The organism is Paenibacillus sp. BR2-3 (assembly GCF_046529485.1).
Classification (GTDB): domain Bacteria; phylum Bacillota; class Bacilli; order Paenibacillales; family Paenibacillaceae; genus Paenibacillus_AQ.
Map to the genome: position 1 here is coordinate 117,340 of NZ_CP126311.1, position 20,682 is coordinate 138,021.

Below are 20,682 nucleotides of genomic sequence, written 5' to 3' on the forward strand. Positions count from 1 at the left end.
CTTGACAAGCAGATGGAAATGTGTGGCGAAGCCCCTTGAAAAAACGAGGAGGTTACGCCAATGGATGAGTACGCGATCTCGCTAAAAAAAACGCTGACATCCCTCATACGAAAAATGTCAGCCGCACCCGCTCCTTTTGTCAAAAACCCTGAAAAAGATTTTACCCGAAAGAAAAAGCTGCCCTTTGAAACGGTCATGCAACTCCTGATTTCCATGGGAGGAAACAGCCTTTACAAGGAACTCTTGGAATCGCAGGGCTATGACGTAAACACCGCAACCACTTCTGCTTTTGTCCAACAGAGGAATAAAATCCTGCCGTCTGCTGTGGAATTCTTGTTTCACGAATTTACGCAATCCTATACGGATATCAAGGACTACCGAGGGTATCGATTACTTGCCATTGACGGTTCGGATTTGCATATCGCAACCGACCGGGCGGACACGGATACCTATTTCCAAAGTCAACCGAACACGAAAGGCTACAACCTTCTGCATTTGAATGCAGCCTATGACTTATGCAACAGACTTTACGTGGATGCCATTATTCAGCCACGGAGGTTGTGCAACGAGGGAAGGGCGCTGGCTGCCATGGTTGACCGTTCCCCCATTCAAGGCAAAACCATTGTTACTGCCGATAGGGGTTATGAAAGTTACAACAATTTCGCGCATATGGAACGCAAAGGGTGGAGCTATGTCATACGGGTTAAGGATTTGGATTCGAATGGCATTCTTTCGGGCTTGCATCTGCCCTCTGGCGGAGCGTTTGATATGGACGTTCATCTGACACTCACCAAAAAACAAACCAAAGAGGTCAAGGCTCATCCTGAGATGTACAAGTTCGTCCCTTCCACGTCTACCTTTGATTTTTTAGATTTGCACGAGAACTTGTTTTACCCGATTTCCTTTCGGGTTGTCCGTTTCGTCCTGCCGGGTGGCGCTTATGAAACCGTCATTACGAATCTTTCTGCCGCTGATTTCCCACCCGATGAAATCAAGTCCATTTATAACATGCGATGGGGCATTGAAACCTCTTTCCGGGCATTGAAATACACCGTCGGCCTGACGAATTTTCACGCAAAGAGACAAGAGTCCATCACCCAAGAGATTTTTGCAAGAATGATCCTGTACAATTTCGCTGAAATGATGACCTCGCACGTCGTCATTTCCCAAATGGATAAACGGCACCCCTACCAAGTCAACTTCACGGTTGCCGTTCACGTTTGTAGACATTTCCTGCGCTCACGGGACGATGAACCCCCGCCCGATGTAGAAGCACTGATTCGCAAGAACATTTTGCCGATTCGACCCATTCGCCCAGGGCAGAAGAATACGCGCAAAATCCGCTGGAAATCAGTCGTTAGCTTCGTCTACAGAGTAGCATAATTCGTTTCGTATGAACATTTTTTTAAGCGGATATTCCGTCCGCTTGTTTGCTGTGCGCTTTTTTCTTGCTTGCACCAAAAAAACAAACGGCACAGGGCTTTTTCCCATGCCGTTTCGGATTCCATTTTTATTCCCAGTCTTATCTTTGAGCTTATCTTAATGACATTGCCTGCCCGGGGGCTCTTTTTTTGGATTTAACTCGCTCTATAGGTCAACCTGTCCCCGGGTCTGCTGTCAATAGGTTAGTGCAATTTATCCTAATAGCAGGAATCTTCTTGTAAATCACGAATTATAGTCTGATATGGATTGAATTGCCAAGGGGGGCATTCAGCTATGGAAGCGCGGAACAATCAAATGGCTGTACATTTCTGAGGAGGTTAGTTGTAATGAGAAACAAGAAGGTATTGATTGTGGATGATCAGAACGGGATCCGAATTCTTCTGATAGAAGTGTTCAACAGCGAGGGATATACCACATTTCAAGCAGCTAACGGTAAAATGGCATTAGAAATTGTACGCAGCGAATCTCCGGATCTGGTTTTGCTTGATATGAAGATTCCGGGAATGGACGGGCTGGAGATTTTGAAGCATCTGAAGGAGATTGACCCTGCCATTAAAGTCATCATGATGACCGCTTACGGAGAACTCGATATGATCAAAGAGGCGACTAATCTGGGAGCGCTAATGCATTTTACCAAGCCGTTTGATATTGATGAAATGCGGGTAGCAGTTAATATGCATCTTAACACCAAGTCGGTGGACCAGTGCAGCTAAGGGCAAGGTAATAAAGAATAGATATAGGATACATTCATTGCGGCAGGGGCTGGGTGAATATCGTCCCACCGGGACATTTTTTTGCTTATCCTATTTAGTATTTGAGACATGTTGTGCTATAATAAGCCTGTATGTGATGTCGGCTTAAACAAAAGTAACCCAACATTCTTAGGAGGATTGAAACCATGCCATTAGTATCTATGACAGACATGTTAAACAAAGCACTTGAAGGAAAATATGCAGTTGGTCAATACAACATCAACAACCTGGAGTGGACACAAGCGATTCTTGGTGCCGCAGAAGAAGAGAAGTCACCGGTAATCCTTGGAGTTTCTGAAGGAGCAGCACGCCACATGGGCGGCTTCAACACGGTTGTTAAGATGGTGGAAGGCCTTATCCAGGACATGAATATCACTGTTCCTGTAGCGATCCACTTGGACCATGGTTCAAGCTTCGAGAAATGTAAAGCCGCGATTGACGCTGGATTCACATCCGTAATGATCGACGGTTCCCACCACCCAATTGATGAGAACATCGAAATGACTAAAAAAGTCGTTGAGTATGCTCATTCCAAAGGTGTTTCTGTTGAAGCCGAAGTTGGTACTGTTGGCGGACAAGAAGACGACGTTATCGGCGGCATCATGTATGCCAAGCTGGATGAGTGCATACGTATCGTTAAAGAAACAGGCATCGATACACTGGCTCCAGCACTTGGTTCCGTACACGGGCCTTACCTTGGCGAGCCTAACCTCGGATTCAAAGAAATGGAAGAAATCCGTGACGCTACTAACATTCCAATGGTTCTTCACGGGGGCACAGGTATTCCTGAGGACGATATCAAGAGATCAATCTCACTGGGTACTTCCAAGATTAACGTAAACACTGAGAACCAAATTGTGTTTGCAAAAGTTGTTCGCGAAGTGCTTGCTGCAAAACCGGATGCTTATGACCCGCGTGTATTCATCGCACCAGGTCGCGAAGCGATCAAACAAACCGTTATTGGTAAAATTCGCGAGTTTGGTTCCAGCAACAAAGCATAACAGCTTTTTCTAAAGAATCAACTACTGTATAAATCAGTATGATTTACCGAGACTCATATTTCCTTGTGTACATACTGCACAGGATATGTACACAGAACAGCCTGTGTACACTGGAACATGTCCTTTAACTCTGTCTATTTGAATAGTTTGAAATGGAAAGCACACCGCAAAGGGCGGTGTCTTTCCATTTTCATCACTAAAAAGCCACAGCACGTATTGTCGATCAGCTGCAATACACGTAGGGGGAACCAGATAATATATGGAAAAATTAATGATTGACGGTGGACGTCCACTGCAGGGCGTTGTTACGATCAGCGGAGCGAAGAATAGCGCTATTGCGCTTATTCCTGCGGCCATTTTAGCCGAATCTGAGGTTGTTCTGGATAATTTGCCGTTCCTAAGCGATGTAGCCGTCTACTCCGAGATCCTGGAAGAGCTTGGCGCAAGTGTATCCTGGTCAGGCAGCCAGATGAGAATTGACCCGTCCCGTATCTTATCCATCCCTATGCCAAACGGCCCTGTCAAGAAACTCCGGGCTTCTTATTATATGATGGGTGCGCTCCTGGGAAGATTTAAGGAAGCAACCATAGGTCTTCCCGGCGGCTGCAATTTCGAGCCCCGTCCGATCGACCAGCACATTAAGGGCTTTGAGGCCCTGGGAGCTACAGTTACCAACGAACATGGCTCTATTCACCTGTATGCCAAAGAACTGCGCGGTGCGAAGATTTATTTGGACGTATCCAGCGTAGGAGCAACTATTAACATTATGCTGGCAGCTTCACGGGCCAAAGGCTCTACAATTATCGAAAATGCGGCTAAAGAGCCTGAGATTATAGATGTAGCTACCTTATTAAACTCTATGGGCGCTGTTATTAAAGGTGCCGGTACAGAAACCATCCGGATCGAAGGCGTTACGGAGATGCACGGCTGCCGTCATTCCATCATTCCTGACCGGATTCAAGCTGGAACATATATGATTGCTGCTGCGGCTACGCGTGGCAACGTGGTTATAGATAATGTTATTCCTAAGCACTTGGAGGCATTAACGGCAAAACTGCTGGAGATGGGTGTGGGAATTGAGGAACTGGATGAGAGCATTCGTGTAATCGGCCGGGCCAGATATGAACACGCTGATGTAAAAGCACTGATTTATCCCGGTTTTGCCACCGACTTGCAATCTCCGATGACAAGCTTGCTAACTCAGGCGGAAGGTGTTAGTGTACTAAGTGATTTTGTCTACAGCAACCGTTTTAAACATGTGCCGGAATTAGTGCGAATGGGCGCCAAGATCCGTGTCGAGGGCCGTTCAGCGATTATTGAGGGCAGTAAACTTAATGCCGCCAAGGTAAAAGCTGCTGACTTACGGGCCGGTGCGGCCCTTGTCATTGCAGGATTGACCGTTGAGGAAGGCATTACCGAGGTAACGGGTGTGGAGTTCATTGACCGTGGATATGATAATCTTGTAAGCAACCTCCGCCAGCTAGGCGCTGAAGTTTGGCGTGAGAACGAATAATATATCAATACCCAAAGGTTTGGAAGGAGTTTTTTGCTGGGCAACTGCATATCTCCTTCCAAATCGGGTAATCCTATCCTAATGAGGATTTTGCTAGACTCGTAGTATTATGTACAGACTTGCTAGATGAACTTATATAAAAATTGAATAGGTGGTTATTATATGGATCTTCAAATTTCCGACTTGGAAGAAATGAAGCTGACCGATTTGTATAAACTGGCTAAGAAATACCAGATTCCCTACTACGGCCAGATGAAGAAGCGGGAACTGATCTTTGCGATCCTTAGGGCACAGGCCGAGCAGAGCGGTCTAATGTTTATGGAAGGCGTGCTGGAAGTTTTGCCTGAAGGGTACGGATTTCTAAGGCCGATTAATTATTTGCCCAGCGCTGAGGATATTTACATTTCAGCTTCTCAAATTCGCAAGTTTGATCTCAGAAGCGGAGATCTTGTATCCGGCAAATGCCGGACACCCAAAGAAAATGAGCGGTATTTCGGACTGCTTCAGGTCAATGCCGTAAATGGCGAGAATCCTGCTACTGCAGCGGAACGCCTTCATTTCCCGGCACTTACACCTCTTTATCCGCAAGATAAACTGCCGCTTGAAACATCCCCTACCCATTTATCTACCCGAATAATGGATTTGCTTGCTCCTGTAGGCCTGGGGCAGCGCGGTTTGATTGTAGCACCTCCCAAAGCGGGAAAAACGCTCCTGCTGAAAGAAATTGCCAATAGTATCTCCATAAATAATCCTGAGATTGAACTGTTCGTGCTGCTGATCGATGAACGTCCTGAGGAAGTAACGGATATGCAGCGTTCCGTAAAGGGTGAAGTAGTTGCATCGACCTTTGATGAGCTGCCTGAGAACCATATCAAAGTAGCCGAACTGGTCTTGCAGCGCGCACTTCGATTGGTAGAACATAAAAAGGATGTCGTAATTCTGCTAGACAGCATTACCCGACTTGCCCGTGCCTACAACCTTGTGGTTCCGCCATCCGGGCGGACTTTAAGCGGAGGTATTGATCCGGCAGCTTTTCATCGTCCAAAACGGTTTTTTGGATCGGCGCGGAACGTGGAGGAAGGCGGCAGTCTGACGATTCTGGCAACTGCACTGATTGATACAGGTTCGCGTATGGATGATATTATTTATGAAGAATTTAAGGGTACCGGAAATATGGAGCTTCATTTGGACCGCAAGCTGGCGGAACGCCGTATCTTCCCTGCCATCGATATCCGCCGTTCGGGTACGCGCCGTGAAGAGGTACTGCTCAGTAAGGAAGAACTGGATACCATTTGGGCTATCCGTAAAAATATGAATGAATCCTACGATTTTGTGGAGGGCTTCATCAAAAAGCTGCGTGACACCAAGACAAATGCCGAATTTTTGGCGTCTTTTGATGCTGCAGGAGTCAAAGAATCCGCTAGCGGCACTGCCAGCAACGGGGGCACCTCCAACAGTGGCGCATCCGCCCGGCGGACAACAAGGACAAAGACTGCATCAGTTCCTACAACCTAGAATAATAAGAGGTGACTAACATGTATTTGGTATATGCCGACGCGCAAGGAAACGTTTTTGACCATCCTGAGCTGTACGGCTTGGCCCGTAGCGGGGATATGATTGTTGAAATGCTGGAGGAAGAGTTAATTCCTCTGCCGGAAGGCGCTACGCTTGTCGGACTCCCTAATACACGGGCGGTAGGGATGAACCCCGGAACGGGAGAAATGCTGCCTTTGCCGGAAGGCTCACAGGCTGTCGGTGCGCTGTTGCCGCAGGGCTTTACGCGTCTTTGTCTTCCTGGATATGTGAAGACGGATAAATCGTACAAGCTTCCGCTGTTCGGATATTCTGCCGTTGTCTGGAAGGATGGCGGTTTTTATGTGGGTGCCGCACTTACAGATGATCCTGAGAAATGGAATCCGCTAAATTGCGATAGCAACGATCTCAAGGCAGGGGTCAGCGAACTTACTGCTAAATACCCGGAGAACCGTCTATACGGGCATCTCTCTAATTGTGCGCTTGGATATGAGTGTCTTACTGCCTCCAATACATTCCTGAGCCGCTGGGAAGGTGCAGTTCCTGTCTCCCATTCCTGTAATGCCGGTTGCTTTGGCTGCATCTCCGATCAGCCGGACGATAGCGGCTTTGTCTCCCCGCAGACGCGGATGGATTTCCGCCCGCGAGTTGATGAGCTTGTCCAGGTTATGCTGGAGCATCTCAAAACCCCTGAAGCGATTATCAGCTTTGGACAAGGCTGCGAAGGCGAACCCTCAACCCAAGCCAAGATCATTATTGAAGCTATGCGAGAAGTGCGCTCCATTACAAATATGGGTTACATCAATATTAATACGAATGCCGGGCTGAATGACCATATCCGCGGAATCGTGGATGCCGGTCTTGATTTGATGCGTGTCAGTACGATCAGTGCATTGGATGATCATTATAATGCCTATTACAAGCCGCGCGGATACACGCTGGCTAATGTTGAGAAATCCCTGAAGTATGCAGCATCACAGGGAGTATATACCTCGATTAACTACTTGGTATTTCCAGGGGTAACGGACCGGGAAGAAGAGATCGAGGCCATGGTGGAATTCGTCAAACGTACCGGACTCCGGTTAATCCAAATGCGAAATCTTAACATTGACCCAGAGAGCTATTTGGAATTGATTCCACCTGCCCTGGGCGAGATACTGGGAATGAAGACGATGCTAGATATTTTCCGCGAGGAATTACCGGATGTTGTTATTGGCTCTTATACACATGTTCCGCCTGCAGAATTGGCCCGTGTCAAGGTGGGGAATGTGCGCATTTGAGCTTAATCATGTACAATTGAAACATATTGCCGATTCATTTATTTCGTGATAGAATGTGAATATGTGTTTATATAACTCTGGATCCGCATGAGATTCAGGGCAAAAGAGGTGAAATTCAAATGCAAGAAGCAATTCAACCCAAGTATAACTTGACTAAGGTAACCTGCGCGTGTGGCAACACATTCGAATCCGGCTCTGTTAAACAAGAGCTTCGCGTCGAAATTTGCTCTAACTGCCATCCTTTCTTCACTGGCAAGCAGAAGTTCCTGGATGCTGGTGGTCGTGTCGATAAATTCAAGAAGAAATACGGTATCTAATCCGGTTAGCCGATATGCGGCTTAATATTAGACAAACCCCCGACTTTCGTAGTTGGGGGTTTTTGGATCGCGCGGCATGGTTGATTTTTGTTGCTGTGTGGGATATACTTATCTTCGCCGTGCTAGACGGGGAGGTAGCGGTGCCCTGTAACTCGCAATCCGCTGTAGCGAGGTTGAATTCCTGTTAGAGGTGCTGTCGATGTGAGGCCTTGGTCCCTGCGTGCTGTGTTGACGATTGGGTCCTCCGCAATGAGTGCTTATGAACCTGGTCAGGTCCGGAAGGAAGCAGCCATAAGTAAGTTTACTCTTGTGCCGGAGGGTTGCCTAGTCCGAGCAGTCGCGCAGGGTTGCCGCTTGGATCGCAGCCATCAATAACAGGTGCACGGTTTAAATGGATAATGAATGCATCTTTGCGACAAGCGAAGATGCTTTTTTGTTTTTGGTCAAAGCCTGGGGATTATAGTATAATGAATAAGCGATAAACGCCGGGAAAGCGGCAGTTGAAAGAAGGTAATGCATAGTGGAACATATCGCGTTGTATCGTGCCTGGCGGCCACAGTCGTTTAATGACATGGTAGGACAACAGCACATTATCCAAACGCTGCAGAACGCCATTCGTGAACAGCGGGTTTCGCATGCCTACCTGTTCAGCGGCCCGCGGGGAACCGGTAAGACAAGCGCGGCAAAAGTATTGGCCAAGGCGGTTAATTGTGAACGGCCGCAGGGTCCGGATCCTTGTAATGAATGCCCTTCTTGTGTGCGGATTACCGCGGGTAACGTAATGGATGTTCAGGAGATAGATGCAGCGTCCAACCGGGGCGTGGAAGAAATTCGTGACCTGCGTGATAAGGTGAAATATGCGCCTACCGAGGTGCGCCGTAAAGTGTATATTATCGATGAAGTGCATATGCTGACTACTGAAGCATTCAATGCTCTTCTGAAGACGCTGGAGGAGCCTCCTCCGCATGTTATGTTCATTCTGGCAACAACGGAGCCCCACAAATTGCCGGCGACGATTATTTCCCGTTGCCAGCGTTTTGATTTTCGCAGAGTATCCCTTGAGGATCAGAACGGTTGGCTGAAGGAAATTTGCGAGAAAGAGGGTATCGCAGCAGATGCTGATGCGCTGCAGTATATTGCCCGTCTCTCGGATGGCGGTATGCGTGACGCATTAAGTATATTGGATCAGATTTCGTCCTTTACCGATGGTCATGTAACTTATCAGCAGGTGCTCGGAATGACGGGCGGAATACCTGCAGAACAGTTTGCCCGTCTGGCTACGGCTATCCTGGAAGGTAATATGGGGCTTCTTCTGGAATTGGTCGAGCAGCTTATGCATGAAGGCAAAAGTGCGGACAAATGTCTGGAGAATCTGCTCTATTATTTCCGCGATTTACTCATGATCAAGATGGTTCCGGGCGCAGAGCAATTGACAGACCGGGTCTTGAATCCGGCAGAGTTCCGGGATATGGCCTCTGCTTTCTCGCGGGAGCGGCTTTTCGAAATCGTTGATACGCTGAACCGTTATCTTGGCGAAATGAAGTATGCGACTCATCCGCAAACCTTGTTTGAGGTAGCCCTCATGAAGTTGTGCAGCGTACAGCAGAGTGAGAGCCACAATTCGACGGGTTCTTCTGTATCTATGAATGTAGTTGAGGGCATCCAAGCTGTCGATCAGAGTGAATTGGTTATTCTCAAGAGACAGATCGCTGCGCTGGAGAAGAAGCTGGAACAGGCCCTGCAGTCTGGGGGGATTTCCGGGGGAGGGCGCGAAGGGGCGGTTTCTCCGAAACCATCCGTAGGCCAAAATCCGGCACCCCGTGTTTCTGCACCCGGGAAGATTCCGCCGCAAATGGACAAATTCATCGCCGGTAAGGATAGCCTTGATTTTGCAGCGGTTTATAAGCAATGGAGCTTTGTGCTTCAGGCTGTAAAAGAAGAGAAGGTGACTGTTCACGCGTGGTTTGTCGATGGGGAACCTGTGTCTGTTATGGAGGATGCGGTACTTGTTGCCTTCAAGAATACCATCCACCGCGATACTACAGAAAAGCCCCTCAATAGACAAGTAATCGAAGGCGTGCTGGCTGCCCGCCTGGGCAGGCCGTACCGGCTTGTGACCATAATGATGCGGGATTGGAATGAGGCCGCGCTGAAGTCCGCTGGGCAGCCGGGTAAGGAAGAACTGCGGCTGGAGCATGAACATGAAGCTGCGGCGGGAGTGTCAGAACCTTGGATTGATGAGGCGATCCAGCTTTTTGGGGAAGACCTTGTTGTTATAAAAGAGTAATACAAAATATACGATCACGCGAAATGCGTATTCCAAAGGAGAGATGATGTATGAACAATATGAACCAAATGATGAAACAGGTCAAAAAAATGCAGGAGCAAATGCTCAAGGCCCAAGAGGAATTGGGAAGCAAGATAATAGAAGGGTCTTCCGGCGGCGGCGTGGTTACTGTTCAAGTGAATGGTCATAAAAAACTGCTCTCCATTCAAATCAAGCCGGAGGCTGTTGATCCGGAAGATGTAGAAATGCTGCAGGATTTAGTCATTACAGCTGTAAATGATGCACTGGCCCAAGCGGAAGAGCTTGCTAACAGCGACATGGGCAAATTTACCGGCGGAATGAAAATCCCCGGCTTATTCTAATCCGCCACTTACTAAAGTTATATCCAAAGGAGAACCGCCACCGTGTATTATCCCGAACCGCTCGCCAAGCTCATCGATGCCTTTACGCGTTTGCCGGGGATCGGTCCGAAGACAGCGGCCCGGCTGGCTTTTCATGTACTGAACATGAAAGAAGATGAGGTTATTGATTTTGCCAAGGCGCTCGTCAGTGTTAAGCGTAATCTCCACTACTGCTCGGTCTGCTGTAATATTACCGATACGGATCCTTGCCGCATTTGTCAGGACAAAACCCGTGATCCTGCGGTTATATGCGTAGTACAGGATTCCAAAGATCTTGTAGCCATAGAGCGGACCAAGGAGTTTGGCGGGTATTATCATGTTCTTCAAGGCGCTATTTCGCCCATGGAGGGTATTGGACCTGACGATATCCGTCTAAAGGAGCTATTGACCCGTCTTAGTGATGAGAGAGTAAAAGAACTTATAATGGCCACCAATCCCAACATTGAGGGTGAGGCTACAGCGATGTACATTTCCCGCCTTGTTCGTCCCTTTGAAATTAAAATCACCAGAATAGCTCACGGGTTGCCCGTGGGGGGCGATCTTGAATATGCGGATGAGGTTACACTATCAAAGGCGTTGGAAGGCCGTCGCGAGCTTTTTTGAATGAAAATAGAGCCATCTATATGAAGGAGCCCGGGTTCGGGCTTCTTTTTTTGGTTCTAAGTTTGTCCCTGTCCCGATATGAATGAGAATAAACGATGCAAGAATCGTTGAAATCATTCTGAAGGGGGAACTGGATATGAGTTGGTTCAATTACAAGCGCCGGGATCGCCGTGAAGCCCAAAGGCACGAGGGCAATGATAAATGGAGTGCATTTTTGGAGGTGCGCAAAGCCCAATCAGAATGGGAAAATGCTTATTTAATGTTCGATGAAGCGCGGGGACAGGACCAGATTGATTATGCCATTTATATCCTGGAGGCGGCGGAACGCAAATATCAGATTCACTTGAAGTATGCCAAATCGTTGGGTTTGGACAGCAGTCAATTGTAGGCAGGGGATGGCAATTAGGAAAAGGGAGGGGAAATAGTTGAAGGCAGCGGCTATGGGTGTACTGATTGTATCAGCAATACTTCTTATATTTATCGTAATTAGAAAAAGATTGGGATGGGGCTGGATAACCCTTTTTGGTACCCACCTCGTTTTAGCAGCTGTAGGTTTGTACTTAGTCAATTTCTCAGGATTGGTTAGCGGGGTATACATTCCATTGAACCCGGTTACTATTGGCACGGTAACACTTCTTGGGCTCCCTGGGGTCGTTATGCTGCTGGGATTAAAAATAACATTGTTTTAGTGGTTGACGCGAGTTTGTAATATGTGATACATTAAGTTTCGGCCCTTTGGACAAGATATTCTCGGATAACTTGCCAGAATGGTAAAGCGAAAAGTTAAAATAAAAAAACGCTTGACTAAAACAAAGGTGCTGTGATATATTATAAAGGTCGCTGCTGAGACATTACATGCGACAATGGAGACATTGATCTTTGAAAACTGAACAACGAGTGAGTGGGATTTTACGAAAGTAAAATCAAAAAATGAGAATGTAAATTCTCGTCAGATGTTTCAAAATGAGCAATCGCTCTTTCTAAATACCAATTTGGAGAGTTTGATCCTGGCTCAGGACGAACGCTGGCGGCATGCCTAATACATGCAAGTCGAGCGGAGTTTTATTGGGAGCTTGCTTTCAATAGGATTTAGCGGCGGACGGGTGAGTAACACGTAGGCAACCTGCCCCTTAGCCTGGGATAACTACCGGAAACGGTAGCTAATACCGGATAATTCCTTTCTTCTCCTGAAGGAAGGATGAAAGACGGAGCAATCTGTCACTGAGGGATGGGCCTGCGGCGCATTAGCTAGTTGGTGAGGTAACGGCTCACCAAGGCGACGATGCGTAGCCGACCTGAGAGGGTGAACGGCCACACTGGGACTGAGACACGGCCCAGACTCCTACGGGAGGCAGCAGTAGGGAATCTTCCGCAATGGGCGAAAGCCTGACGGAGCAATGCCGCGTGAGTGATGAAGGTTTTCGGATCGTAAAGCTCTGTTGCCAGGGAAGAACGTCTCATAGAGTAACTGCTATGAGAGTGACGGTACCTGAGAAGAAAGCCCCGGCTAACTACGTGCCAGCAGCCGCGGTAATACGTAGGGGGCAAGCGTTGTCCGGAATTATTGGGCGTAAAGCGCGCGCAGGCGGCTATTTAAGTCTGGTGTTTAAACCTTGGGCTCAACCTGAGGTCGCACTGGAAACTGGGTGGCTTGAGTACAGAAGAGGAAAGTGGAATTCCACGTGTAGCGGTGAAATGCGTAGATATGTGGAGGAACACCAGTGGCGAAGGCGACTTTCTGGGCTGTAACTGACGCTGAGGCGCGAAAGCGTGGGGAGCAAACAGGATTAGATACCCTGGTAGTCCACGCCGTAAACGATGAGTGCTAGGTGTTAGGGGTTTCGATACCCTTGGTGCCGAAGTTAACACAGTAAGCACTCCGCCTGGGGAGTACGGTCGCAAGACTGAAACTCAAAGGAATTGACGGGGACCCGCACAAGCAGTGGAGTATGTGGTTTAATTCGAAGCAACGCGAAGAACCTTACCAGGTCTTGACATCTGGGTGAAAACACTAGAGATAGTGTCCCTCTTCGGAGCACCCAAGACAGGTGGTGCATGGTTGTCGTCAGCTCGTGTCGTGAGATGTTGGGTTAAGTCCCGCAACGAGCGCAACCCTTAACTTTAGTTGCCAGCAGGTAAGGCTGGGCACTCTAGAGTGACTGCCGGTGACAAACCGGAGGAAGGTGGGGATGACGTCAAATCATCATGCCCCTTATGACCTGGGCTACACACGTACTACAATGGCCGGTACAACGGGAAGCGAAACCGCGAGGTGGAGCCAATCCCAGCAAAGCCGGTCTCAGTTCGGATTGCAGGCTGCAACTCGCCTGCATGAAGTCGGAATTGCTAGTAATCGCGGATCAGCATGCCGCGGTGAATACGTTCCCGGGTCTTGTACACACCGCCCGTCACACCACGAGAGTTTACAACACCCGAAGTCGGTGGGGTAACCCGCAAGGGAGCCAGCCGCCGAAGGTGGGGTAGATGATTGGGGTGAAGTCGTAACAAGGTAGCCGTATCGGAAGGTGCGGCTGGATCACCTCCTTTCTATGGAGAATCGTCACCTGCAATGGTGACATTCAAATCTGGAAGCGCAGGCTTCTATAAGAACCTTTGGGTTCGAACACTCACTCGTGTTCAGTTTTGAAAGAGCAAGTCTCTTTCGTATGCGTTTGGTGGCGATAGCGGAGGGGTTCCACACGTACCCATCCCGAACACGACCGTTAAGACCTCCAGCGCCGATGGTACTTGGACCGAAGGGTCCTGGGAGAGTAGGACGTTGCCAAGCGCACCCTTATGGGTTACTTCATAAGATGCACTGATTGAATAAGGGCCTTTAGCTCAGCTGGTTAGAGCGCACCCCTGATAAGGGTGAGGTCGGTGGTTCGAGTCCACTAAGGCCCACCATTCATAACTTTATATCCTATTATGGGGCCATAGCTCAGCTGGGAGAGCGCCTGCCTTGCAAGCAGGAGGTCAGCGGTTCGATCCCGCTTGGCTCCACCAAAACTTCATTATTATATCTTCCAAAACTTGCTTGTAGTCAAGCGGTTAAAGATTTGATATGATATTTTTCCGGGGTTAAAGCCGGAAAAACAGAAACTTGATCCTTGAAAACTGGATACCGAAACGAATTTGCGTTTTAGAACATCTTTTAGCACACTTGTGCAAACAAGTGAAAGTTATTAGTTGATACGATTGCTTCTTAAATGGAGTGTCGAAGATTGACTTTCTTCTTCGGAAGAGAATCAATGTCCGATATTTTTCCTACGGAAAAAATCGAGGTTAAGCTAATAAGAGCACACGGAGGATGCCTAGGCGCCAGGAGCCGACGAAGGACGTGGCGAACAACGAAACTGCCTCGGGGAGCTGTAAGCAAGCTTTGATCCGGGGGTGTCCGAATGGGGAAACCCAGCTGTGGTAATTCGCAGTTACTTCTCTCTGAACACATAGGAGAGATAGAGGCAGACCAGGGGAACTGAAACATCTAAGTACCCTGAGGAAGAGAAAACAATAGTGATTCCGTCAGTAGCGGCGAGCGAACGCGGAACAGCCTAAACTTGGGCGATTTATCGCCTGGGGGTTGTGGGACGTCTCACATGGAGTTACAAAGGAATCTGGTAGGTGAAGAGGTCTGGAAAGGCCCGCGATAGAGGTAAAAGCCCTGTATCCTAAACCATGTTCTCTCCGAGACGGATCCCGAGTAGTGCGGGGCACGTGAAACCCCGTATGAATCCAGCAGGACCATCTGCTAAGGCTAAATACTACCTGGCGACCGATAGTGAAACAGTACCGTGAGGGAAAGGTGAAAAGCACCCCGGAAGGGGAGTGAAATAGAACCTGAAACCGTGTGCTTACAAAAAGTCAGAGCCCTGTTTATGGGTGATGGCGTGCCTTTTGTAGAATGAACCGGCGAGTTACGTTTAACATGCAAGGTTAAGGTGAGAAGCCGGAGCCGCAGCGAAAGCGAGTCTGAATAGGGCGATATAGTATGTGGACGTAGACCCGAAACCGTGTGATCTACCCCTGTCCAGGGTGAAGGTGCGGTAACACGCACTGGAGGCCCGAACCCACGCATGTTGAAAAATGCGGGGATGAGGTGGGGGTAGCGGAGAAATTCCAATCGAACTCGGAGATAGCTGGTTCTCCCCGAAATAGCTTTAGGGCTAGCCTCGGCACAAGAGTAATGGAGGTAGAGCACTGATTGGTTGCGGGGCCCGCAAGGGTTACCAAGATCAGTCAAACTCCGAATGCCATCTACTTATTGCCGGGAGTCAGACAGTGAGTGCTAAGATCCATTGTCAAAAGGGAAACAGCCCAGACCATCAGCTAAGGTCCCCAAGTGTGTGTTAAGTGGGAAAGGATGTGGAGTTGCACAGACAACCAGGATGTTGGCTTAGAAGCAGCCACCATTGAAAGAGTGCGTAATAGCTCACTGGTCGAGTGACTCTGCGCCGAAAATGTAACGGGGCTAAACACACCACCGAAGCTATGGCTAGATACGTATGTATCTGGGGTAGGGGAGCGTTGTGTATACGTTGAAGGTGTACCGTAAGGAGCGCTGGAGAGTACACAAGTGAGAATGCCGGTATGAGTAACGAAAAGATCAGTGAGAATCTGATCCGCCGAAAGCCCAAGGTTTCCTGAGGAAGGCTCGTCCGCTCAGGGTAAGTCGGGACCTAAGGCGAGGCCGAAAGGCGTAGTCGAAGGACAACAGTTTGAAATTACTGTACCACCGTAATCCGCTACGAGCGATGGGGTGACGCAGGAGGGTAGTGACGCGGACTGATGGATGTCCGTCTAAGCAGTGAGGCTGATGTGCAGGCAAATCCGCACATCGATAAGGCTGGGCTGTGATGGGGAGCGAAAATTACAGTAGCGAAGGTCATGATCTCACACTGCCAAGAAAAGCCTCTAGCCAGGAGAAGGTGCCCGTACCGCAAACCGACACAGGTAGGCGAGAAGAGAATTCTAAGGCGCGCGGAAGAACTCTCGTTAAGGAACTCGGCAAAATGACCCCGTAACTTCGGGAGAAGGGGTGCCCCGGTAGTGTGAATAGCACGAGGGGGCCGCAGTGAAAAGGCCCAAGCGACTGTTTAGCAAAAACACAGGTCTGTGCGAAGCCGCAAGGCGAAGTATACGGGCTGACGCCTGCCCGGTGCTGGAAGGTTAAGGGGAGCGGTTAGGAGCAATCCGAAGCTGTGAACCGAAGCCCCAGTAAACGGCGGCCGTAACTATAACGGTCCTAAGGTAGCGAAATTCCTTGTCAGGTAAATTCTGACCCGCACGAATGGCGTAACGACTTGGGCGCTGTCTCAACGAGAGATCCGGTGAAATTTTAATACCTGTGAAGATGCAGGTTACCCGCGACAAGACGGAAAGACCCCATGGAGCTTTACTGCAGCTTGATATTGAATTTGGGTACGATCTGTACAGGATAGGTGGGAGCCAGGGAAGCAGGAGCGCAAGCTTCTGCAGAGGCGACGTTGGGATACCACCCTGATCGTATCTAGGTTCTAACCTGGTACCCTATAACGGGTACGGGGACCGTGTCAGGCGGGCAGTTTGACTGGGGCGGTCGCCTCCTAAAGAGTAACGGAGGCGTTCCAAGGTTCCCTCAGAATGGTTGGAAATCATTCGAAGAGTGCAAAGGCATAAGGGAGCTTGACTGCGAGACCAACAAGTCGAGCAGGGACGAAAGTCGGACTTAGTGATCCGGTGGTACCGCATGGAAGGGCCATCGCTCAACGGATAAAAGCTACCCTGGGGATAACAGGCTTATCTCCCCCAAGAGTCCACATCGACGGGGAGGTTTGGCACCTCGATGTCGGCTCATCGCATCCTGGGGCTGAAGTAGGTCCCAAGGGTTGGGCTGTTCGCCCATTAAAGCGGTACGCGAGCTGGGTTCAGAACGTCGTGAGACAGTTCGGTCCCTATCTGTCGTGGGCGCAGGAAATTTGAGAGGAGCTGTCCTTAGTACGAGAGGACCGGGATGGACGTACCGCTGGTGCATCAGTTGTTCCGCCAGGAGCATGGCTGAGTAGCTACGTACGGACGGGATAAGCGCTGAAAGCATCTAAGCGTGAAGCCCCCCTCAAGATGAGATTTCCCAAGTCAGTAAGACCCCTTGAAGACGACGAGGTAGATAGGTTGGAGGTGGAAGTGCAGCAATGCATGGAGCTGACCAATACTAATCGGTCGAGGGCTTATCCAATATTTAATTCGCAAATTCGTTCGGATTCAGTTTTCAGGGAGTTAAATTCCTGTTGGAATTGAATTGATTTGGAGAGATACCCAAGTGGCTATAAGGGGACCCTCTGCTAAGGGGTTAGACTGCGTTAGCGGTGCGAGGGTTCGAATCCCTCTCTCTCCGCCATTTCAAAATTCCATAACATTGTTATTGTGGCGGCGTAGCTCAGCTGGCTAGAGCGTACGGTTCATACCCGTGAGGTCGGGGGTTCGATCCCCTCTGCCGCTACCATACATACCCGGAGGCTTAGCTCAGCTGGGAGAGCATCTGCCTTACAAGCAGAGGGTCGGGGGTTCGAACCCCTCAGCCTCCACCATTTTTAAATCAGAACATTTTTACACCGTGCCGGTGTAGCTCAACTGGTAGAGCAACTGACTTGTAATCAGTAGGTTGGGGGTTCAAGTCCTCTCGCCGGCACCATTATTACTAAGTGTGGAACCGTGGTGTAGTTGGCCTAACATGCCTGCCTGTCACGCAGGAGATCGCGGGTTCGAATCCCGTCGGTTCCGCCATTTTTTTCCACAAACTGAAGTGGGAAGTGTATGACTTGCCGCTTTATTTCTATGTAAACTTTATATGGCTCGGTAGCTCAGTCGGTAGAGCAGAGGACTGAAAATCCTCGTGTCGGCGGTTCGATTCCGTCCCGAGCCACCTTTCTTGGGGGATTAGCGAAGTGGCCAAACGCATCAGACTGTAAATCTGCTCACGTAAGTGTTCGGTGGTTCGAATCCATCATCCCCCACCAGTTTTATGAGCCATTAGCTCAGTTGGTAGAGCACCTGACTTTTAATCAGGGTGTCGAAGGTTCGAGTCCTTCATGGCTCATCCATATACAAAAAAGTCATTGCCTTAGGGTAATGGCTTTTTTGTTTGTAATAAGGGGAACACCATTACATACATCTTATAGAAAAACGCATACAAATGAAAAATATGATAGAATAGGCGAAAAGAGCAAAAGTGGTGGACTATTGTGACGATAGAGAATGAGACATTACGTCAAAAGCTTGAGCAGTTAACAGGGAAAAGGTCTGGGATTAAGCAGTTAGGGAGGCAAGAATCTGCGTCTCTATTTAGTATAGGATCACAAGGAAGTGAACAGCCCGTTTTATATGAAGGGAAAATTTGGACGCCGCTCTATGAGAACGACGGACGTATAACAGCTGTATGGGTTGAGGAGAAGGGCTTAACTCCTTTGGAAGTACAGCTGATCCATTATGCTGCGGAAAACTTCGCGGCGGCCCTTAAAGCTGCAGGAATTAAAGAAGAGGGCGAGTCAGAGGCTCTTCAGCTGGGGAAATGGCTTAACGCGCAGCTGGAGCAGGAAAAAGATGATAATGAGATTCCTGATGATATCGCGCTGAAAGGCCGGCTTTTCGGAGATATGATTCCTTTTTTGCTCATCAGCGAAAATGTGCATAGTGCTCCTATTTCCTATCGTTCTTTGATGAAGCTGCTGCGCAGTTATTTTGACAGTTCGGTTATGCTTATTCCTCTACAGGAGAAGGAATGGGTGATTCTAGCCCGTAAGGAACTTCTTACTGACGGTGATGACAAGGATGAGGAAGAAGAGAATGAAGACGATCTGCTGTCGCAAACCAGTATGGGACTGCATGAGCTGATCGCAAGTGAATGGGTTGGCGTATTTCATTTGGCGGTGGCCCCTGCCATTGTTCCTGTAAAGGGTTTGGCTGGATCGGTTGCCTTGCTGCGTGAGACTATTATCCTGGGACGGATTTTTCAGGTGGGGGAATACATTCATTTACCGTGGGAGCTACATTTGGAACGTCTGGTGAACAGCATTCCCGATACACGGCGAAGACAGCTGCTTGGGCAGATTGGTGATTATACATCCGTACTATCGGATAAGGAAATGCTGTTGACTCTGGAGACTTTTTTTGAAATGGACTGCAATGTGAGCGAGACGGCTAAAAAACTATATATACACCGCAATACGCTTCTATACCGTCTGGATAAGATTAAACAGGAGACGGGTGCGGATGTAAGAAGCTTTGGAGATGCCGCAATTGTGAAGTTGACCATGCTATTGTATAAAGTGACGAAAAGGAAATAATTTTTTTGTGAACGTTGCAAATAGCCAGTTCGGGGTGTCTGATGTAAGATAAATGTACGAAAAAGAAATTTTCGAACTTCAATAATTTATCCGAGGGGGAAAATTAAATGGCAGGCGTACGTTTAGAGCATATTTCTAAAAAATACCCGGGTTCTGATAAAGCAACAGTAATGGATATCAATCTTGATATTAAAGATAAGGAATTTCTGGTACTGGTAGGTCCATCCGGTTGCGGTAAATCCACAACGCTGCGTATGATCGCTGGTCTGGAGGAAATCTCAGAAGGTAAGATGTATATCGGAGAGCGCGTTGTTAATGACGTAGCACCGAAGGATCGTGATATTGCGATGGTATTCCAATCCTATGCGCTTTACCCGCACATGAGTGTATACCAAAACATGGCGTTTGGTTTGAAACTGCGCAAAGTTAAAAAAGATGAAATTGACAAAAAAGTGCGCGATGCTGCAAAAATTCTCGATATCGAGCATCTGCTTGAGCGTAAACCGAAAGCCCTTTCAGGTGGTCAACGCCAACGTGTCGCTTTGGGACGCGCTATCGTCCGCGATCCGCAAGTATTCTTGATGGATGAGCCTTTGTCCAACTTGGATGCCAAACTTCGTGGTCAAATGCGTGCTGAAATCACCAAACTGGTGAAACGCCTTGAAACTACTTGTATCTACGTAACGCATGACCAAACAGAAGCTATGACTATGGGTGATCGCATCGTAGTTATGTATGATGGTATCATTCAACAGGCTGCTTCTCCTGAAGTGCTGTACAACGAGCCAACAAACCTGTTCGTGGCCGGATTTATCGGTTCCCCGACGATGAACTTTATCAACGGTACACTGTCTGAAGTTAACGGAAACATCCGTTTCCGCGCTGACAACCTCGATGTGGAAGTACCGGGCGGAAAAGCGCAAATTATCCGCAGCAAAGGCTATATTGGCAAAGATGTTATCATGGGTGTTCGCCCTGAGGATATCCACGAAGAGCCGGTATTCCTGGAAGCTTCACCGAACACGATCTTCACTTCACTGGTCGATGTTACTGAAAATCTGGGCCATGAAATGCTGCTCTACCTGAGCGGTCTTGGCAATGGCACTGTTATTGCCCGTGTAGACGGACGTTCCACAACCCGCGAAGGCAGCAAGCCGAAGCTGGCTATCGATATGAACAAGATCCACTTGTTTGACAAAGAATCCGAACTGAATATCTTATTGGGATAAGA

The 20,682-nt window shown here is 48.6% G+C and carries 14 protein-coding genes, 10 tRNA genes, 3 rRNA genes and 1 other RNA gene; all 28 read left to right on the forward strand.

Translation table 11 applies throughout. The features are described from left to right. Nucleotides 1-60: 60 nt before the first annotated feature. The 28 genes from PaeBR_RS00565 to PaeBR_RS00700 all read left to right on the forward strand — a co-directional run bounded on the left by PaeBR_RS00565 (nt 61) and on the right by PaeBR_RS00700 (nt 20,680). Nucleotides 61-1,383, forward strand: a complete 1,323-nt coding sequence (locus PaeBR_RS00565) for an IS4 family transposase (protein ID WP_410511435.1) — start codon at nt 61-63, stop codon at nt 1,381-1,383. Between the two features lie 386 nt (nt 1,384-1,769). Continuing rightward, nucleotides 1,770-2,156: a response regulator gene (locus tag PaeBR_RS00570; RefSeq protein ID WP_410513022.1), complete on the forward strand. Its 387-nt coding sequence runs from the start codon at nt 1,770-1,772 to the stop codon at nt 2,154-2,156. Between the two features lie 185 nt (nt 2,157-2,341). Beyond that, nucleotides 2,342-3,196 (forward strand): class II fructose-1,6-bisphosphate aldolase, encoded by an 855-nt coding sequence (gene fba / locus PaeBR_RS00575; RefSeq protein WP_410513023.1) that lies wholly within the window; start codon nt 2,342-2,344, stop codon nt 3,194-3,196. A 259-nt stretch (nt 3,197-3,455) separates the two neighbouring features. Beyond that, a complete protein-coding gene (locus PaeBR_RS00580) occupies nt 3,456-4,709 on the forward strand; it encodes a UDP-N-acetylglucosamine 1-carboxyvinyltransferase (protein ID WP_410513024.1) in 1,254 nt (417 codons plus the stop codon). Nucleotides 4,710-4,871: 162 nt separating this feature from the next. Further along, nucleotides 4,872-6,224 carry a transcription termination factor Rho gene (gene rho, locus PaeBR_RS00585; protein WP_410513025.1) on the forward strand — a complete coding sequence of 451 codons (1,353 nt, stop codon included), beginning with the start codon at nt 4,872-4,874 and terminating at the stop codon, nt 6,222-6,224. 20 nt (nt 6,225-6,244) lie between these two features. After that, complete coding sequence (locus PaeBR_RS00590) at nt 6,245-7,522, forward strand: radical SAM protein (RefSeq protein ID WP_410513026.1); 1,278 nt, start codon at nt 6,245-6,247, stop codon at nt 7,520-7,522. Between the two features lie 119 nt (nt 7,523-7,641). Then, nucleotides 7,642-7,839 (forward strand): 50S ribosomal protein L31, encoded by a 198-nt coding sequence (gene rpmE / locus PaeBR_RS00595; RefSeq protein WP_410513027.1) that lies wholly within the window; start codon nt 7,642-7,644, stop codon nt 7,837-7,839. Between the two features lie 117 nt (nt 7,840-7,956). After that, nucleotides 7,957-8,225, forward strand: an RNA gene (gene ffs, locus PaeBR_RS00600) — signal recognition particle sRNA large type. A gap of 134 nt (nt 8,226-8,359) precedes the next feature. Further along, nucleotides 8,360-10,126, forward strand: a complete 1,767-nt coding sequence (gene dnaX, locus PaeBR_RS00605) for a DNA polymerase III subunit gamma/tau (protein ID WP_410513028.1) — start codon at nt 8,360-8,362, stop codon at nt 10,124-10,126. A gap of 50 nt (nt 10,127-10,176) precedes the next feature. After that, entirely contained in the window at nt 10,177-10,488 is a 312-nt protein-coding gene (locus PaeBR_RS00610) for a YbaB/EbfC family nucleoid-associated protein (RefSeq protein WP_410513029.1), read from the forward strand. Between the two features lie 42 nt (nt 10,489-10,530). Beyond that, on the forward strand, nt 10,531-11,130 hold the full coding sequence (recR, locus tag PaeBR_RS00615) for a recombination mediator RecR (protein ID WP_410513030.1): 600 nt from the start codon (nt 10,531-10,533) through the stop codon (nt 11,128-11,130). Nucleotides 11,131-11,266: 136 nt separating this feature from the next. Then, entirely contained in the window at nt 11,267-11,518 is a 252-nt protein-coding gene (locus PaeBR_RS00620; RefSeq protein ID WP_410513031.1) for a hypothetical protein, read from the forward strand. 52 nt (nt 11,519-11,570) lie between these two features. After that, nucleotides 11,571-11,819, forward strand: coding sequence for a pro-sigmaK processing inhibitor BofA family protein (locus tag PaeBR_RS00625; RefSeq protein ID WP_410515027.1), 249 nt, complete (start codon nt 11,571-11,573; stop codon nt 11,817-11,819). A gap of 300 nt (nt 11,820-12,119) precedes the next feature. Then, nucleotides 12,120-13,677: ribosomal RNA gene (locus tag PaeBR_RS00630) — 16S ribosomal RNA — on the forward strand. A 124-nt stretch (nt 13,678-13,801) separates the two neighbouring features. Beyond that, nucleotides 13,802-13,918 (forward strand): 5S ribosomal RNA (rrf, locus tag PaeBR_RS00635). A 42-nt stretch (nt 13,919-13,960) separates the two neighbouring features. Next, a tRNA-Ile gene (locus PaeBR_RS00640) sits at nt 13,961-14,037 on the forward strand. A gap of 23 nt (nt 14,038-14,060) precedes the next feature. Further along, a tRNA-Ala gene (locus tag PaeBR_RS00645) sits at nt 14,061-14,136 on the forward strand. A gap of 277 nt (nt 14,137-14,413) precedes the next feature. Then, a 23S ribosomal RNA gene (locus PaeBR_RS00650) occupies nt 14,414-17,344 on the forward strand. The 16S, 23S and 5S rRNA genes sit together here with 10 tRNA genes alongside, the layout of an rRNA operon. A gap of 70 nt (nt 17,345-17,414) precedes the next feature. After that, nucleotides 17,415-17,506, forward strand: a tRNA-Ser gene (locus tag PaeBR_RS00655). 28 nt (nt 17,507-17,534) lie between these two features. Further along, a tRNA-Met gene (locus PaeBR_RS00660) sits at nt 17,535-17,611 on the forward strand. Nucleotides 17,612-17,620: 9 nt separating this feature from the next. Then, nucleotides 17,621-17,696, forward strand: a tRNA-Val gene (locus PaeBR_RS00665). A gap of 28 nt (nt 17,697-17,724) precedes the next feature. Beyond that, nucleotides 17,725-17,800 (forward strand) — tRNA-Thr (locus PaeBR_RS00670). Nucleotides 17,801-17,814: 14 nt separating this feature from the next. Beyond that, nucleotides 17,815-17,892: transfer RNA gene (locus tag PaeBR_RS00675), tRNA-Asp, on the forward strand. A 66-nt stretch (nt 17,893-17,958) separates the two neighbouring features. After that, nucleotides 17,959-18,031 (forward strand) — tRNA-Phe (locus tag PaeBR_RS00680). Between the two features lie 8 nt (nt 18,032-18,039). Next, a tRNA-Tyr gene (locus PaeBR_RS00685) sits at nt 18,040-18,125 on the forward strand. A 7-nt stretch (nt 18,126-18,132) separates the two neighbouring features. After that, nucleotides 18,133-18,205, forward strand: a tRNA-Lys gene (locus PaeBR_RS00690). A 367-nt stretch (nt 18,206-18,572) separates the two neighbouring features. After that, nucleotides 18,573-19,451 carry a PucR family transcriptional regulator gene (locus PaeBR_RS00695; protein WP_410513032.1) on the forward strand — a complete coding sequence of 293 codons (879 nt, stop codon included), beginning with the start codon at nt 18,573-18,575 and terminating at the stop codon, nt 19,449-19,451. Nucleotides 19,452-19,558: 107 nt separating this feature from the next. Next, a complete protein-coding gene (locus PaeBR_RS00700) occupies nt 19,559-20,680 on the forward strand; it encodes an ABC transporter ATP-binding protein (protein WP_410513033.1) in 1,122 nt (373 codons plus the stop codon). Nucleotides 20,681-20,682: the final 2 nt, after the last annotated feature.